General features: G+C 67.7%; 17 protein-coding genes. 15 read left to right on the forward strand and 2 right to left on the reverse strand.

The window, feature by feature from the left end; all coding sequences use genetic code 11:
• Positions 1-2 precede the first annotated feature (2 nt).
• The 6 genes from C722_RS0115370 (at position 3) to C722_RS0115395 (ending at position 5,109) form a co-directional block, all read left to right on the forward strand.
• On the forward strand, positions 3-368 hold the full coding sequence (locus tag C722_RS0115370; RefSeq protein WP_017641356.1) for a cupin domain-containing protein: 366 nt from the start codon (positions 3-5) through the stop codon (positions 366-368).
• A 2-nt stretch (positions 369-370) separates the two neighbouring features.
• Positions 371-1,024 carry a helix-turn-helix transcriptional regulator gene (locus C722_RS0115375; protein ID WP_017641357.1) on the forward strand — a complete coding sequence of 218 codons (654 nt, stop codon included), beginning with the start codon at positions 371-373 and terminating at the stop codon, positions 1,022-1,024.
• Positions 1,025-1,112: 88 nt separating this feature from the next.
• Positions 1,113-1,925 carry a molybdenum cofactor biosynthesis F family protein gene (locus tag C722_RS0115380; protein ID WP_017641358.1) on the forward strand — a complete coding sequence of 271 codons (813 nt, stop codon included), beginning with the start codon at positions 1,113-1,115 and terminating at the stop codon, positions 1,923-1,925.
• Entirely contained in the window at positions 1,922-2,713 is a 792-nt protein-coding gene (locus C722_RS0115385; protein ID WP_017641359.1) for an SDR family NAD(P)-dependent oxidoreductase, read from the forward strand. The genes C722_RS0115380 and C722_RS0115385 overlap by 4 nt, the downstream gene beginning before the upstream one ends.
• A gap of 1 nt (position 2,714) precedes the next feature.
• On the forward strand, positions 2,715-3,482 hold the full coding sequence (locus tag C722_RS0115390) for an SDR family oxidoreductase (RefSeq protein WP_017641360.1): 768 nt from the start codon (positions 2,715-2,717) through the stop codon (positions 3,480-3,482).
• 130 nt (positions 3,483-3,612) lie between these two features.
• Positions 3,613-5,109, forward strand: a complete 1,497-nt coding sequence (locus C722_RS0115395) for an aldehyde dehydrogenase family protein (protein ID WP_017641361.1) — start codon at positions 3,613-3,615, stop codon at positions 5,107-5,109.
• On the opposite strand, the gene feaR is transcribed toward C722_RS0115395, so the two are convergent.
• The gene (gene feaR / locus C722_RS0115400; protein WP_017641362.1) at positions 5,106-6,056 is read right to left on the reverse strand and encodes a transcriptional regulator FeaR; all 951 of its coding nucleotides are present in this window, start codon (positions 6,054-6,056) and stop codon (positions 5,106-5,108) included. The genes C722_RS0115395 and feaR overlap by 4 nt on opposite strands.
• Before the next feature lie 206 nt (positions 6,057-6,262).
• Between feaR and hpaB the strand changes: the two genes are divergently transcribed.
• Positions 6,263-7,825 (forward strand): 4-hydroxyphenylacetate 3-monooxygenase, oxygenase component, encoded by a 1,563-nt coding sequence (gene hpaB / locus C722_RS0115405; RefSeq protein ID WP_017641363.1) that lies wholly within the window; start codon positions 6,263-6,265, stop codon positions 7,823-7,825.
• A gap of 11 nt (positions 7,826-7,836) precedes the next feature.
• On the forward strand, positions 7,837-8,346 hold the full coding sequence (hpaC, locus tag C722_RS0115410; protein WP_017641364.1) for a 4-hydroxyphenylacetate 3-monooxygenase, reductase component: 510 nt from the start codon (positions 7,837-7,839) through the stop codon (positions 8,344-8,346).
• Here hpaC and hpaA read toward each other — a convergent pair.
• Positions 8,343-9,278: a 4-hydroxyphenylacetate catabolism regulatory protein HpaA gene (hpaA, locus tag C722_RS0115415; RefSeq protein ID WP_017641365.1), complete on the reverse strand. Its 936-nt coding sequence runs from the start codon at positions 9,276-9,278 to the stop codon at positions 8,343-8,345. The genes hpaC and hpaA overlap by 4 nt on opposite strands.
• 125 nt (positions 9,279-9,403) lie before the next feature.
• Here hpaA and C722_RS0115420 point away from each other — a divergent pair, with 125 nt between their 5' ends.
• The 7 genes from C722_RS0115420 to hpaH are packed head-to-tail and all read left to right on the forward strand — an operon-like array spanning position 9,404 to position 15,880.
• Positions 9,404-10,066 (forward strand): fumarylacetoacetate hydrolase family protein, encoded by a 663-nt coding sequence (locus C722_RS0115420; RefSeq protein ID WP_017641366.1) that lies wholly within the window; start codon positions 9,404-9,406, stop codon positions 10,064-10,066.
• Complete coding sequence (locus C722_RS0115425) at positions 10,063-10,851, forward strand: fumarylacetoacetate hydrolase family protein (protein WP_017641367.1); 789 nt, start codon at positions 10,063-10,065, stop codon at positions 10,849-10,851. The genes C722_RS0115420 and C722_RS0115425 overlap by 4 nt, the downstream gene beginning before the upstream one ends.
• Positions 10,852-10,853: 2 nt before the next feature.
• Positions 10,854-12,314 carry a 5-carboxymethyl-2-hydroxymuconate semialdehyde dehydrogenase gene (gene hpaE, locus C722_RS0115430; protein WP_017641368.1) on the forward strand — a complete coding sequence of 487 codons (1,461 nt, stop codon included), beginning with the start codon at positions 10,854-10,856 and terminating at the stop codon, positions 12,312-12,314.
• A gap of 60 nt (positions 12,315-12,374) precedes the next feature.
• Complete coding sequence (gene hpaD, locus C722_RS0115435; RefSeq protein ID WP_017641369.1) at positions 12,375-13,298, forward strand: 3,4-dihydroxyphenylacetate 2,3-dioxygenase; 924 nt, start codon at positions 12,375-12,377, stop codon at positions 13,296-13,298.
• Positions 13,299-13,320: 22 nt separating this feature from the next.
• Positions 13,321-13,722, forward strand: a complete 402-nt coding sequence (locus C722_RS0115440; protein WP_017641370.1) for a 5-carboxymethyl-2-hydroxymuconate Delta-isomerase — start codon at positions 13,321-13,323, stop codon at positions 13,720-13,722.
• 43 nt (positions 13,723-13,765) lie between these two features.
• Positions 13,766-15,073 carry an MFS transporter gene (locus C722_RS0115445; RefSeq protein WP_017641371.1) on the forward strand — a complete coding sequence of 436 codons (1,308 nt, stop codon included), beginning with the start codon at positions 13,766-13,768 and terminating at the stop codon, positions 15,071-15,073.
• A 3-nt stretch (positions 15,074-15,076) separates the two neighbouring features.
• On the forward strand, positions 15,077-15,880 hold the full coding sequence (gene hpaH, locus C722_RS0115450; RefSeq protein ID WP_017641372.1) for a 2-oxo-hept-4-ene-1,7-dioate hydratase: 804 nt from the start codon (positions 15,077-15,079) through the stop codon (positions 15,878-15,880).
• Positions 15,881-15,889: the final 9 nt, after the last annotated feature.

Raw genomic sequence — 15,889 nt, forward strand, 5'->3', positions numbered from 1 at the left:
CCATGTCGCTGCATCCCATCACCCGCCACATCACCCTCGACCAGCTCGATCCCTGGGGCACCGTGGCCGATCTTGGCTCGGAGCTTCTTGCCGGCGACGGCAAGGCCTACGGCAAGATGACCGCCGGTGCGCCCACCGACGCCGTCAGCGCGGCCTATTTCGGTGTCAGCAAGAGCACCTTTCGCATGACCTATCCCTTCAACGAACAGGCCACGGTGGTCACCGGCGAGGTGCTGCTGACGGACGAATCCACCGGCGAGACCACCCGCTTCGGCGTGGGCGACACCTGGTACGTGGAAAAGGGCACCCCGGTGCGCTGGGAGATCCTCAGCGACAGCTTCGTCAAGCACTACCACGCCGTGGCCTGACCATGGGCGACGCCCTGGCCCGGCAATGTCTGCTGGCCTGTGCCAGGGCGGGCGGCGCCTCCCTGGCGGCGCTCTATCGCATCGACCACCAGGCGCGCCCGGCGGATTTCCAGCTGCTGGGGCTCGCCACGCCCATGCACCAGAGCTACCTGGAGCGCTATCAGGGCAGCGATCCGCTGCATCCGCGCCACTGCCAGAACCTCGCTACCGATCTCGTTCCCTTGCGCCTCGGCCAGGCGGCCCAGGCGGCGAGCAGCCGCGAACGCTATGCCGGCTTTCTCGCCCGCCACGGCATCTGCGATGTGGTGGAGATCTTCGCCCGCCAGGCCGGGCAGGCGGTGCTGGGGCTATCCTTGCTGCGGCGGGAGGCCGAAGGCGCCTTCAGTGCCGGGGAGCTCGAACGGCTGCAGGGTCTGCAGGCCATGCTCGCACTGGCGCTGCCCCGTCTCGCTACCCACTCTGCCTCCGTGGGCCTGACCGCCATCACCCCCCGCGAGCGCGAACTCGCCCAGCTGTTGCGCGCCGGCCACGGCAACAAGCGCCTGGCGCAGTTGCTGGGGATCGGCCTGCCCACGGTGAAGACCCACCTCATCAATCTCTACCGCAAGGTGGGAGTAGCCAATCGCACCGAACTGGTCACGGCGCTCTTTCTCTGAGCGGCGCCCGCCTCAACCATCCGGTTGATGGGCAAGGCGCCGGGCACCGCTGAACATGACGACTCCCTTCCTGCACTGGAGTCGCATCATGAGTTCAACGTCCGACTGGATCACCGTAGGCGCCCTGGCCGATGGCTTCGCTCCCGAGGGCTTCGTGTTGCCGGCCAACGCCGCGCTGCAAGGCCGCCACCTCACCCTGCATTTCGCCAACGGCTGGCGCATCGAACATCGTTTCACCGCGGAGCGACTGGAATGGCACCTGGAGAACGGCGGCGGCGAGGCCAGCTATCGGGCCACCACCCTGAGGCCAGAGGTCTTTCTGGTGGACTTCATCAAGCGCGAGAACGACCAGGACTGGTCGGTGACCCTGGTGCTGGACCTGCCCAACCAGGCCTTCACCGCTGTGCTCGGTCGGCTACCTACCCTCGCCGCCACCCGTGAAGGCCTCTATGGCCGCGCCCTCGCCGGCCAGCCGCTGACCGGCGTCGAGGTGGAGATTCTGCACGGCAGCCTGGATCGACCCTGGCAGGACGGTGCCTGCCCGCACGCGCCGACCCGGGAGCTGGTCGGGCTGCGCAATCTCTATCGCTACAGCCCGACCGAGGTCTATGAACACATTTATCTCAACGAGAACTTCTATACCTGGCAATGCCTGCAGGGCGTGGAAGGCGGCCTGACCGACACCGATCGCTGCCACTACTACCGCATCGCCGAGCACCTCTATCTGTTCGTCTGGCGCGAGAAGATCGTACCCACCCTCGGCGTGCTGCTGATCGACCTCGACCAGCACCGTAGTGATGGCAAGATCTGGGGCTGTAGCGATGCCGACTGCCAGGCCTGGAGCAACTTCCCGGTCGCGTCCCATTGCCAGGTGCTCAACCGCACCGAGTACCCGGCATGAGCGGCCGGGTGGTGGTCATCACCGGTGCCGGTACCGGCATCGGCGCCGCCTGCGCCCGGCGCTTCGCCAGCCAGGGCGATCGGGTGGTGCTGATCGGTCGGCGCCGCGAACCCCTGGAGCGCCTGGCGGGCGAGATCGGCGGGCTGGCCTTGAGCGGTGACGCCGCCGATCCCGACGCCTGGCTCGGGCTGACCGCCGACATCCAGCGGCAGCTTGGCGGAATCGACGTATTGATCGCCAACGCCGGCGGCCATGGCCTGGGCAGCGCCATCGATACCTCCCCGGAAAATTGGGCGGCCGCGCTGCGCAGCAACCTCGACAGCGCCTTCTTCAGTGCCCGCGCCTGTCTGCCAGCGCTCATCGAGCGGCGCGGCAACCTGGTGCTGGTGGCGTCCATCGCGGCCCTGGTCGCCGGCCCCGAGGTATGCGGCTACACCACGGCCAAGCACGCCCTGCTCGGCCTGACCCGCTCCCTGGCGCGGGACTACGGCCCCCTGGGGGTGCGTGCCAACGCCGTCTGTCCGGGCTGGGTACGTACGCCCATGGCCGATGCCGAGATGCAGCCGCTGATGCAGGCCCACGGCGAGGATCTGGACGCCGCCTATGCCCGGGTCTGCGCCGACGTCCCCCTGCGTCGCCCTGCCGCGCCCGAGGAGATCGCCAGCGTCTGCGCCTTTCTCGCCTCCGCGGAAGCCGCCATGGTCACCGGCACCCTGCTGGTGGCCGATGGCGGCGCCTCCTGCGTCGACCTGCCGACCCTGGCCTTCACCCGCCTGGGAGACGCCTGACATGAGCCTTTTCGATTTCCGCGAGCGCCAGGTGCTGGTCACCGGTGGCGCCCAGGGCATCGGTCGGGCGCTGGTCGAAGGCTTCGCCCGGGCCGGCGCGCAGGTCCGGATCGCCGATCTGCAGGCGCAGACGGCGGCGGCCCTGGCCGCCGAGTTGACCGCCCAGGGCCTGGCCGTGGAGGCAGCCGGCGCCACCGATCTCGCCGTACCAAACAGCGCCGAGGCGCTGCTGGCCGGTCTCGACCGGCTGGACGTTGTGGTGCACAACGCGGCCTTCTTCCCCCTCACCGATTTCGCCGCCATCACCCCGGCGCTGCTGGAGCGCACCCTGGCGGTCAATCTCGCCGCCTGCTTCTGGCTGGCCCAGGCCGCCACGCCGCTGATGCGGCGCCAGGGCGGTGGCAGCCTGCTGATCACCTCCTCGGTGACCGGCCCGCGCTTCGCCTATCCCGGTCTCGCCCACTACGCCGCCTCCAAGGCCGGGGTGAACGGCTTCATCCGCGCGGCGGCCCTGGAACTGGCGGCGGACCAGATCCGCGTCAACGGCGTGGAACCCGGGATGATCCGGACGCCGGCGCTGGACAACCTGGGGGACGACGCCAATGCCGCCCATATCGCGAGCGGCGTCCCGCTCAGGCGCCTGGGCGAGCCGCAGGACATCGCTGCCGCCATGCTCTTCCTGGCCTCCGATGCCGCACGCTACATCACCGGCCAGACCCTGGTGGTGGATGGCGGCGCCGGTCTGGCGGAGGTACGACCGGGCCCCTGATCCACACACCCATCGCTGGCAGAGCGCGTCAAGGCAGGCGGCAGTCAGAGGCAAGCCCGCGCCGAGCCGGCCTGCCTAAGCTGCCCCATCGCCGCTCGACCGGCTCAATGACAACTACAAGGACATTGCCATGCCTACCACTGCCCTCCTCGCTCCGCTCGACCGCGTCACGGCCTTTCTCGATCAGGTCCATGGCAGCTTCATCGACGGCCGGACCGTCACCGGCGCGAACGACCTATTCGAGGTGCTCGACCCGGCCACCGCCCAGCCCATCTCCCGCACCCATCTGGCCGATGGCGCCACCGTGGACCGCTGCGTAGCCGCGGCCCGGGCGGCCTTCGACAGCGGCAGCTGGAGTCGCCTGCGGCCGGCCGATCGCGAGCGCATCCTGCTCAGGTTCGCCGACCTCGTCGAGCACCACGGCGAGGAACTGGCCCAGCTGGAGACCCTGGAACAGGGCAAGTCCATCCATATCGCCCGCGCCATCGAGGTCGGCGGCAGTGTCGAATACATGAGGTACATGGCGGGCTGGGCGACCAAGCTGGAAGGCCAGACCCTGGACGTCTCCATCCCGGTACCGCCTGGCGCCCGCTACAACGCCTACACCCGCCGCGAGGCCGTAGGCGTGGTGGCCGGCATCGTGCCGTGGAATTTCCCGCTGATGATCGCCCTGTGGAAGGTCATGCCGGCCCTGGCTGCGGGCAATTCCATCATCATCAAGCCCGCCGACGAGACCCCGTTGACCGTGCTGCGGGTCGCGGCCCTGGCCATCGAGGCCGGGATACCGGCGGGGGTGTTCAACGTCCTCATCGGTCGCGGCGCCGAGGCCGGGGCGGCGCTGGTCGCCCACCCCGGTGTCAACAAGGTGTCCTTTACCGGCTCCACCGCCGTGGGCAAGCAGGTGGGCATGGCCGCCCTGCAGAACATGACCCGCTTCTCCCTCGAACTGGGCGGCAAGAATCCCATGCTGCTGCTGGACGACGCCGACCTGGAGAAGGCCGTGGGCGGCGCCCTCATGGGTGGACTGCTCAACCAGGGGCAGGTCTGCGCCGCGGCGTCGCGCTTCTTCGTGCCGCGCCGACTGCACGCGGCCTTCCTCGAAGCCCTGAGCGCCGCCGTGGGCGGCATGACCCTGGGCGCGGGCCTGGATCCCAACGCCCAGATCAATCCGCTGGTCTCGCGCAAGCAGCAGCGCAGCGTGCTGGATCATCTGCAGCAGGCCCGGCAGCAAGGCGCGAAGGTTACTGTGGGAGGCGCCGCGCCAGACCTGCCCGGCTTCTTCGTGCAACCGACGGTGCTGGAGGTGAACGCCGAGATGAGCGTGGCCCAGGAAGAGGTGTTCGGTCCGGTACTGTCGGTGCTGGCCTACGAGGATCTGGACGAGGCCCTGCGGCAGATCAACGCCAGCCGCTATGGCCTGACCGCGAGCATCTGGAGCAACGACCTCAGCCGCACCCTGGACCTGATCCCGCGCATCGAGGCCGGCACGGTCTGGGTCAACAGCCACGTCCCGGTGGACCCCAACCTGCCTTTCGGTGGCTACAAGCAGTCCGGCATCGGGCGCGAATTCGGCCGCGGCGCGGTGGAAGCCTTCACCGAACTCAAGTCGGTCTGCATCGCCTACTAGGCGACCAGCACGCGGGCGCCGCGATAGTCTCGCGGCGCCATACCAAATTGTTGCTTGAAGGCACGACTGAAGTGCGCCGCATCGTTGAATCCCCAGCGAAAGGCGATCTCGGTGATGGGCAGATGATCCTGACTGCCATCGCGCAAGTCGGCAGCGCAGCGCGCCAGGCGGCGATGGCGAATCCACTCGCTGATGCCCATGGCATCTTCCGCGAACAGCCGGTACAGCTGCCGCAGGGACACGCCGATGCCCTCGGCCACCTGGGCCGGCGACAGGCTGGCTTCGTGCAGCCGCTCCAGGATGAAGGCTTCGGCGCCACGGCGTTGCAGGGCCGCTGGCTGCAGGGCCAGCCCCTTAGCCGCCGGCTCAGCGGTCAGCGCCGGCCCGAGCAGTGCCAGGATCACGTCCTGCAGTGCGCTCTGCTCGTCCGCGCGTACCGGCACGGCACCCTCGATCGCCAGCAGTTCCCGGTAGAAGGACAGTAGCGTTCGGCCACTCAGGGTATGTCGCGCCACCTTGCCAAAGGTCAGTTGGTCGCCCGTCAGATGGGCCAGCACCTCGCGGCGCGGCAGGTGCAGCGACAGGTGTTCCATCAGCCCCTGGGGCTCGATCTCGAAGTCAGCCGCCGAGTCGACAAGCGCCAGGTCGCCCGGCTCCAGGGCCAGGGTACGGTCGAACTGATGGACGAGGGAGCGACCGCTCCCCTGCAGCACCAGGAAGCAATGGCGGTCGCCATCCTGGGCGCCTGCGGGGAGGCGCCGCGCGATGCGGGTGGCGTTGGTGCGAATCTGCACCTGCTCCAGTCCGGCCAGGCAACCTGGCCTTACCTGGCCGATGAACAGCGCGCCGCCGAGGCCGCGCTCGGCCTGGAAGCGCGCGCCACAGGCGCCGTGCAGGCTGTGCAGCCAGCCATCGAAGGTATCGCCAGAAGCCGTGCCTGTGTCCATGCCGGGTCTCCCAAGAGCGTCATGCGGTCTAGATAGTTAACATATTATCGATCTGATCCCAAGGGCCAATCCTGGCCGCCCATCCGCTATGAAAAGTACAAGGCGTGGTGCGGAAAAGCCATTCAGTCGCGGCAGGCGGCCGGCGATGCTGGGGTCAGTCGCCTGGAGCGAACCCACAACAACAAAGAGACGGAGTCCTGCCCGCCATGAAACCCGAAGACTATCGCGCCGAAGCCAATCGCCCCCTGACCGGTGCCGAATACCTCGCCAGCCTCAGGGACGACCGCGAGATCTACATCTACGGCGATCGCGTCAAGGACGTGACCACCCACCCGGCCTTTCGCAACGCCGCGGCCTCCATGGCCAAACTCTACGACGCCCTGCACGACCCGGCCACCAAGGAGAAGCTGTGCTGGGAGACCGATACCGGCAACGGCGGCTACACCCACAAGTTCTTTCGCTTCGCCCGTTCCCCCAGCGACCTGCGCGAGCAGCGCGACGCCATCGCCGAATGGTCGCGACTGACCTACGGCTGGATGGGCCGCACCCCGGACTACAAGGCCGCCTTCGGCAGCGCCCTGGGTGCCAACCCGGAGTTTTACGGGCGCTTCGAGCAGAACGCCCGTACCTGGTACCAGCGCATCCAGGAATCCTGCCTCTATCTCAACCACGCCATCGTCAATCCGCCCATCGACCGCGACAAGCCGGTGGATCAGGTCAAGGACGTGTTCATCTCGGTGGACGAGGAAGTCGAGGGCGGCATCATCGTCAGCGGCGCCAAGGTGGTGGCCACCAACTCCGCCCTCACCCACTACAACTTCGTCGGCCAGGGCTCGGCGCAGTTGCTGGGCGACAACACCGACTTCGCGCTGATGTTCATCGCCCCGATGAACACCTCCGGCATGAAGCTGATCTGCCGGCCCTCCTACGAGCTGGTGGCCGGCATGACCGGCGCACCCTTCGACTATCCGCTGTCCAGCCGCTTCGACGAGAACGACGCCATCCTGATCATGGACCGGGTGTTCATCCCCTGGGAGAACGTGCTGATCTACCGCGACTTCGAGCGCTGCCGGCAGTGGTTTCCCCAGGGGGGGTTCGGTCGGCTGTTCCCCATGCAGGGCTGCACTCGGCTGGCAGTCAAGCTGGACTTCATCACCGGCGCCCTGTTCAAGGCCCTGCAATGCACCGGCTCCCTGGAATTCCGCGGCGTCCAGGCCGCCATGGGCGAGGTGGTCGCCTGGCGCAACCTGTTCTGGTCGCTGACCGACGCCATGCACGGCAACGCCAGCGAGTGGAAGAGCGGTGCCTGGCTGCCCAGCGCCCAAGCCCTGCAGGCTTATCGGGTGCTCGCGCCCCAGGCCTATCCGGAGATCAAGAAGGTCATCGAGCAGGTGGTGGCCAGCGGCCTGATCTATCTGCCCAGCGGCTCGCGGGACCTCAAGGACCCGATGCTGGACAAGTATCTCGCCACCTACTGCCGCGGCTCGGCCGGCATGGGTCACCAGGAACGCATCAAGATCCTCAAGCTGCTGTGGGATGCCATCGGCACCGAATTCGGCGGGCGTCACGAGTTGTACGAGATCAACTACGCCGGCAGCCAGGACGAGATCCGCATGCAGGCGCTGCGCCACGCCCAGGGCACCGGGGCGATGAAGCAGATGACCGACCTGGTGGAGCGCTGCATGGCCGACTACGACCTCGACGGCTGGACCGTGCCGCATCTCACCAATCCCGACGACATCAACATGCTCGATCGCATCCGTCAGTGAGGAGCTCGCCCATGAACGCGCTCACCCCCGTGCAACAGGCCTTTCGCAACGCCATGGCGGCGCTGTCCGCTGCGGTCAACGTCATCACTACCGATGGTCCCGGCGGCCGCTGCGGCATCACCGCCACGGCGGTCTGCTCGGTCACCGACAGCCCACCCACCCTACTGGTCTGCGTCAACCGCAGCAGTGCCATGAATGCCGTGTTCAAGACCAATGCGCGGCTGTGCGTCAACGTCCTGGCCGGCGAGCACGAAGAGGTGGCGCGCCACTTCGCCGGCATGACCGGGGTGGACATGGACGAGCGCTTCGCCCGCCACACCTGGGGCCAGAGCGCCCAGGGGCTGCCGCTGCTGGAGGATGCCCTGGCCAGCCTGCAGGGCCGCATCGTCGAGACCCAGGAGGTGGGCACCCATTCGGTGTTCCTGGTGGAACTCGACGAGATCGCCACCCGTGAACACTGCACCGGCCTCGTCTACTTCGGCCGCCACTTCCACCAATTGCAGCCGGTGTCGGCGGCCTAGCAAGAACGCCGGCCGTCCGCTACCGCCGCGCGATGCCGCTGGCGGTAGTCGCCCGGAGTGGCCCCGGCCTGGCGGAGGAAGAAGCGACTGAAGTAGGCCGGGTCCTTGAAGCCGAGGCCGTAGCAGATCTCGTTGGCCGAGGCGCCGGTGAACACCAGCAGGCGCTTGGCCTCCTGCATCAACCGGTCATGGATCAGCCGCTTGGACGGCAATCCGCCAATGCGGCGACAGCTGTCGTTAAGGCGCGCCTCGGTCACTCCGAGTCGCTCGGCATAGCGCGCCAGCGGCCAATGCTCGGTGTAGTGGGTTTCGATGAGCTCGTTGAAACGACGAAAGACCAGGAGGTCTTCATGACGAACGGATTGGGCGGCGCGCGAGCGCGGCGCCAGGCGCAACAGGCTGATGAACAACAGCCGCGCCAGGGCTCTCAGGCTGCTCGGCTGGGCCGGGCGCGGCGCCTGGGTCTCCAGCCGCAAGAGCTCGAACAGCGCGGCGAGGCGGTCGGCCTCCTCGCGATCAAGGCCGGTCAGGTCGCCCAGGGGCACGCACAGCGGCTGGAACGGCGTCCCCGGCGACAGCTCGGGCGCCTCGTCCAGCAGCGTCCAGACCAGTTGCTGGCGCACTGTGAGCACATGGCCGTCGCTACCCTCTTCCGTGGTGAAGGCATGGGGCACCGGCGGCGGCGTCAGGAAGAACAGCGGTCCCTCCTCCTCGTAATGCTGGTCATCGAGAAAGACCCGCACCCGCCCACTGGCGACGTAGTGCACCTGGAAGAAACGGTCGTGGCGATGGGCGCGCATGTTGCGGCCAAAGAACTCGGCGAGGTTACCCAGGGCGTCGTAATGCACCTCGGCGTCAGCGTAGCGCTGATCGTAGACCTCGCCGATATGGATGTTGGGAATGGGCAACAGCTGCGGCGTGGCGCGGGGCATGGCAGGCCTTCTTGTGGTTGTTCGGGAAGCTTAGCGGAGCCACCGACCCTTGACGATCATTAACATCTTAACTATATCATTAACATATTAATAAATACGGCCAGCAAAGCCGTTCGGGAGAGACCATGACCCCAGCCCTACCCACCCCCAGCGGCACCCTGTTCGGTGTCGCGCTCAACTACCGGGGCCTGCTCGACAGTCGCCTCGCCGAATTCGGTGACAAGCCCTACCTCAAGCCGCCGCAGCGTCCGGTGCTGTTCATCAAGACGCCCAATACCCGCAATGGCCATGAGGGTTCGGTGACGGCGCCGGCCGGCGAACGCCTGCAACCCGGTCCGGCGCTGGGGGTGGTGATCGGTCGCCGCGCCAGCCGCGTCCAGCCCGCCGACGCCCTGGAGCACATCGCCGGCTACCTGGTGGTCAACGAATTCAGCCTGCCCGAAGACAGCTACTACCGCCCGGCGGTAAAGGCCAAGTGCCGCGACGGCTTCTGTGCCCTGGGTGACCAGCTGGTACCACGCGACGCCGTGGCTGCGGTCGAGGACCTCACCCTGCGCCTGCTGGTGAACGGTGAGGTGCGCCAGGAAAACACCACCGCCAACTGGGTCCGCGGCCTGCCGCAACTGTTGGCGGAGATCACCGAGTTCATGACCCTGGACGTCGGCGACGTCCTGATCACCGGTACCCCGGAAGGCCGGGTGGACGTGGTCCCGGGGGATCGGGTGGAGGTGGTCATCGACGGCATCGGGCGGCTGGCCAACACCGTGGTCGCGGAGGTGCGTCCATGAAACACGCGCGCATCCGCCATCAGGGCGTCGTCCTCCAGGTCACCCTGGACGACGAACTGAACATCCGCCTGCCCAATGGCGAACGCCTGTCCGCCGGTGCCGTGGAGTGGCTGCCGCCGGCTACCGGCACCATGTTCGCCCTCGGTCTCAACTATGCCGACCACGCCCGCGAACTGGCCTTCACGCCACCGACCGAACCGCTGGCCTTCATCAAGTCGGCAGGCACCTACACCGGCCATAACCAGGTGACCTGGCGGCCGGATGACGTCGACTACATGCACTACGAGTGCGAACTGGTGGCGGTGATCGGCAAGCCGGCGCGCCACGTCAAGCGCGCGGACGCCCTGGACTACCTGGCCGGCTACACCGTCTGCAACGACTACGCCATCCGCGACTACCTGGAGAACTACTACCGGCCCAACCTGCGGGTAAAGAACCGCGACGCCACCACCCCGGTCGGCCCCTGGATCGTCGACGTCGCCGACGTGCCGGACCCGGGCAATCTGCGGCTGCGCACCTGGATCAACGGCACCCTCACCCAGGAGGGCACCACCGCCGACATGATCTTCGACATCCCCTACCTCATCGAATACTTCTCCAGCTTCATGACCCTGCAACCGGGCGACATGATCGCCACCGGCACGCCCGAAGGCCTGGCCGACGTGGTGCCGGGGGATGAGGTGGTGGTGGAAGTGGAAGGCGTGGGCCGCCTGGTCAACCGCATCGTCAGCGAAGCTGCGTTCTTTGCCAACCCGGCTTCGGCCAAGCACACCAAGGGAGTCTGAACATGATCAAGCACTGGATCGACGGCCGCGAAGTCGAGAGCGCCGAGTCCTTCACCAACTACAACCCGGCTACCGGCGAAGCCCTGGGCGAGGTCGCCAGCGGTGGCCCGCGCGAGATCGACCAGGCGGTGGCCGCGGCCAAGGCAGCCTTCCCCAAGTGGGCCGCCACCCCGGCCAAGGAACGCGCTCGGTTGATGCGCAAGCTGGGCGAACTGATCGACCAGAACGTGCCCAACCTGGCCGAGCTGGAAACCCTGGATACCGGTCTGCCGATCCACCAGACCAAGAACGTGCTGATCCCCCGCGCCTCGCACAACTTCGAGTTCTTCGCCGAGGTCTGCACCCGCATGGACGGCCACAGCTATCCGGTGGACGACCAGATGCTCAACTACACCCTGCACCAGCCGGTGGGGGTCTGTGGCCTGGTCTCGCCGTGGAACGTACCGTTCATGACCGCCACCTGGAAGACCGCGCCCTGCCTGGCGTTGGGCAATACCGCGGTACTCAAGATGAGCGAACTCTCGCCGCTCACCGCTAACGAGCTGGGCCGCCTGGCCCTGGAAGCCGGCATTCCGCCGGGCGTGCTCAACGTGGTCCAGGGTTACGGCGCCACCGCTGGCGACGCCCTGGTGCGTCACCCGGACGTGCGCGCCATCTCCTTCACCGGCGGCACCGCCACCGGCCGCAAGATTATGCAGACGGCGGGGCTGAAGAAGTATTCGATGGAGCTGGGCGGCAAGAGCCCGGTGCTGATCTTCGCCGACGCCGACCTGGACCGCGCCCTGGACGCCGCGCTGTTCACCATCTTCTCGCTCAATGGCGAGCGCTGCACCGCCGGCAGCCGGATCTTCATCCAGGAAGACGTCTACGACCAGTTCGTGGCCGAGTTCGCCGCGCGCGCCAAGCGCCTGCTGGTGGGCGATCCCCAGGATCCCAAGACCCAGGTCGGCTCCATGATCACCCAGGCGCACTACGACAAGGTCACCGGCTACATCCGCATCGGCCTCGAAGAAGGCGCCAATCTGCTGGCCGGCGGCCTGGAGCGTCCGGCCAATCTGCCCGCGCATCTGGCCAAGGGGCAGTTCATCCAACCCACGGTGTTCGCCGACGTCGACAACCGCATGCGCATCGCCCAGGAGGAGATCTTCGGTCCGGTGGTCTGCCTGCTCACGTTCAAGGACGAAGCCGAGGCGCTGCGCTTGGCCAACGACACCGACTATGGCCTGGCTTCCTATGTCTGGACCCAGGACATCGGCAAGGCCCACCGCCTGGCTCAGGGCATCGAGGCCGGCATGGTGTTCATCAACAGCCAGAACGTGCGCGACCTGCGCCAGCCCTTCGGCGGCGTCAAGGGCTCGGGCACCGGCCGTGAAGGCGGCGAATACAGCTTCGAGGTCTTCACCGAGGTGAAGAACGTCTGCATCTCCATGGGCAGCCATCACATCCCCCGCTGGGGCCTTTGATCGCCATCCCCACCGGCCAACCACCACCGGGGCGCGCGCCGCCCCGGTCAGGAGAACACCATGGGCACCCTCGCACTCGCGGCCAAGATCACCCACGTCCCTTCCATGTACCTGAGCGAACTGGACGGCCCGCGCAAGGGCTTTCGCCAGGCCGCCATCGATGGCCACCGGGAGATCAGCCGCCGCTGCCGCGAACTGGGCGTCGACACCCTGGTGGTGTTCGATACCCACTGGCTGGTCAATGCCAACTACCACATCAATTGCGGTCCGCACTTCAAGGGGCTGTACACCAGCAACGAGCTGCCGCACTTCATCGCCAACATGGACTACGAGTTTCCCGGCAATCCGGCGCTGGGCAAGCTGCTGGCGGAGAGCGCCAACGCTCTGGGCGTGGAGACCATGGCCCACGACGCCACTACTCTGGCACCGGAGTACGGCACCCTGGTGCCGATGCGCTACATGAACGCCGACCAGCACTTCAAGGTGATCTCGGTCTCGTCACTGTGCACCTCCCATTACCTGCACGACAGCGCCCGCCTGGGCTGGGCACTGCGGCGCGCGGTGGAAGACCACTACGACGGTACCGTCGCCTTTCTCGCCAGCGGCTCGCTGTCCCATCGCTTCGCCCAGAACGGCCAGGCACCGGAATTCGCCACCAGGATCTGGAGCCCCTTCCTGGAAACCCTGGACGAGCGCGTGGTGCGCATGTGGCAGGACGGCGACTGGGCGGAATTCTGCGGCATGCTCCCGGAATACGCCGCCAAGGGCCATGGCGAAGGCTTCATGCACGACACCGCCATGTTGCTCGGCGCCCTCGGCTGGAGCGACTACGACGGCCAGGTCGAGGTGCTGACGCCCTACTTCGCCGCCTCCGGGACCGGGCAGATCAACGCCCTCTTCCCGGTCACCGCGCAGACCGGCGCCGCCATTCCCCGCCCCCAGGCCAGCGCCCCCGCCAACGTCCCCAACAGCAGCCGCCTGTGACGGCGGCGCGGAGCCTTTCGCCATGCCCCATCTGACCCTGCTCTACAGCCCCGACCTCGACGGCGACGCCGAGCTGCCCACGCTCTGCCGGGCGCTGGCCGACACCTTGCTCGCCCAGCGCGATTCGGCCGGCAAGGCCATCTTTCCCACCGGCGGCGTGCGGGTGCTGGCCTATCCGGCGGCCCACGCGGCCATCGCCGATGGCCAGGGCGATTACGGCTTCCTTTACGCCAATCTACGCATGGGCGCTGGGCGCGCATCAGCGCTGCACCGTCAGGTCGGCGACGCCCTGCTCGCCACCCTGGAGCAGCACCTGAGCGCCCTGCTGGAACGGCGACCGGTCGGCATCACCCTGCAGATCGATGAAAGCCCCGGCCAGGTCTACGACGGCAAGTGCAGCAGCCTGCACCCACTGTTCCGCTAACCCACCGAGCACGTCCTACAACAACAATAACGCGAGGTTTCCCATGCCCCAGGCGCTGGATATTCCCGCCTCCGCCGCCCAGGCGACGACGCCCTATCGCCGTATCGCCTGGCGGCTGATGCCGCTGCTGTTGGTCTGCTATCTCTTCGCCCACCTGGATCGCATCAACATCGGCTTCGCCAAGGCGCAGATGAGCGCCGATCTGCACTTCAGCGATACCGTCTACGGCTTCGGCGCCGGATTGTTCTTCATCGCCTACGCGCTGTGCGGCGTGCCCAGCAACCTGGCACTGGAGCGGGTCGGGCCACGGCGCTGGATCGCCCTGCTGATGGTGGTCTGGGGCCTGCTCTCGGCCGGCATGTTCCTGGTGCAGACGCCAGTGGCCTTCTACACCCTGAGATTTCTGCTCGGCGCCGCCGAAGCCGGCTTCTTTCCCGGCATCCTGGTCTATCTGGCGCGCTGGTTCCCGGCCCGGCGACGCGGCAGCGTCACCGCGCTGTTCGCCCTGGCGGTGCCCCTGGCCGGGGTACTCGGGGGCCCCCTGTCCGGCGCCCTGCTCGACGCCTTTCGCGAAGGGCCGCTGCTGCGCGGCTGGCAGTGGATGTTCCTGCTCGAAGGCCTACCGGTGGTCCTGCTCGGCCTGCTGGTACTGCGCGCCCTGCCCGATGGCTACCAGAGCGTCGGTTGGCTGGACGAGCGCCAGAAGGCCCGGCTGCACGAGGACTTCGCCCAGGAAGAAGCCGGCAAGCCGGTGACCTCCGCCACCGGCCTGCTGCGGAGCGGTCATCTCTGGTTGCTGGTAGCCATTTACTGCGCGGTGATGCTGGCGGTCAACACCCTGGCCTTCTGGATGCCGGCGCTGATCCACGGCGCCGGTATCGGCAGCGACGGTCAGGTCGGCCTGCTCAGCGCCCTGCCGTACCTGGCGGGGTGCCTGTTCATGCTCGCCGCCGGCCGCTCCTCCGACCGCCACCGCGAGCGCCGCTGGCACCTGGCCGTGCCGTTGCTCATGGCCGCGCTGGGCCTGGCCCTGGCCAGCCTGCTGCCCCAGGCGCCCTGGCCGGTGATGCTCGGCCTGGTGCTCGCCGGCATGGGCGCCAGCGCCGCGCTGCCGCAATTCTGGCAACTGCCCCCGGCCTTTCTCGGCCAACGGACCTTGGCCGCCGGCATCGGCCTGATCAGCTCCCTGGGCAGCATCGCCTCCTTCGGCGCGCCCTTCTTCATCGGCTGGATGCGCGACACCACCCAGAGCAGCGCCCTGGCGCTGCAGGTGCTCGCCGTGCTCATCGCGCTCGGCGCCCTGCTGGTGCTGCGCACCCCCGCCCATCTCGTCAATCCTCAAGGACACTAAGCCATGCTCGACACCGCCTTCCTCCACGCCGCCGCGCGTCGCCTCGACCAGGCCGAGCGCTCCCGCGAACAGATCGGCCAGCTCTCCCTAGAGCGACCCGAGATCACCCTGGACGACGCCTACGCCATCCAGCGTGCCTGGGTCGAGCAGAAGCTCGCCGATGGCCGCAAGCTGGTGGGCCACAAGATCGGTCTGACTTCGCGAGCCATGCAGGTCTCGTCCAACATCAGCGAACCCGACTACGGTGCGCTGCTGGACGACATGTTCTTCGACGAGGGCACCGACATCCCCTTCCAGCGCTTCATCGTGCCGCGGGTGGAGGTGGAGCTGGCCTTCATCCTCGGCAAGCCGCTACGTGGCCCCAACTGCACCCTGTTCGACGTGCTGGCCGCCACCGACTACGTGATCCCCGCGCTGGAAATCATCGACGCGCGCATCCAGCAGGTCGATCCCCAGACCCAGGCCACGCGCAAGGTGTTCGACACCATCTCCGACAACGCCGCCAACGCGGGGGTAGTCCTGGGCGGCAAGGCCGTGCGCCCCCACGACCTGGACCTGCGCCGGGTACCGGCCATCCTCTATCGCAACGGCGTCATCGAGGAATCCGGCGTCTCCGCCGCGGTACTCAACCATCCGGCCAAGGGCGTGGCCTGGCTGGCCAACAAGCTGGCCGCCCACGACGTGACCCTGGAAGCGGGCCAGATCATCCTTGGTGGCTCCTTCACCCGTCCGGTGGCGGCGCGGCCCGGCGATACCTTCCACGTCGACTACGACCAGCTCGGCAGCATCGCCTGCCGCTTCGTCTGAGGAGCGCCC

The sequence above is a fragment of the Pseudomonas sp. 313 genome (assembly GCF_000316965.1).
GTDB classification, from domain to species: domain Bacteria; phylum Pseudomonadota; class Gammaproteobacteria; order Pseudomonadales; family Pseudomonadaceae; genus Chryseomonas; species Chryseomonas benzopyrenica.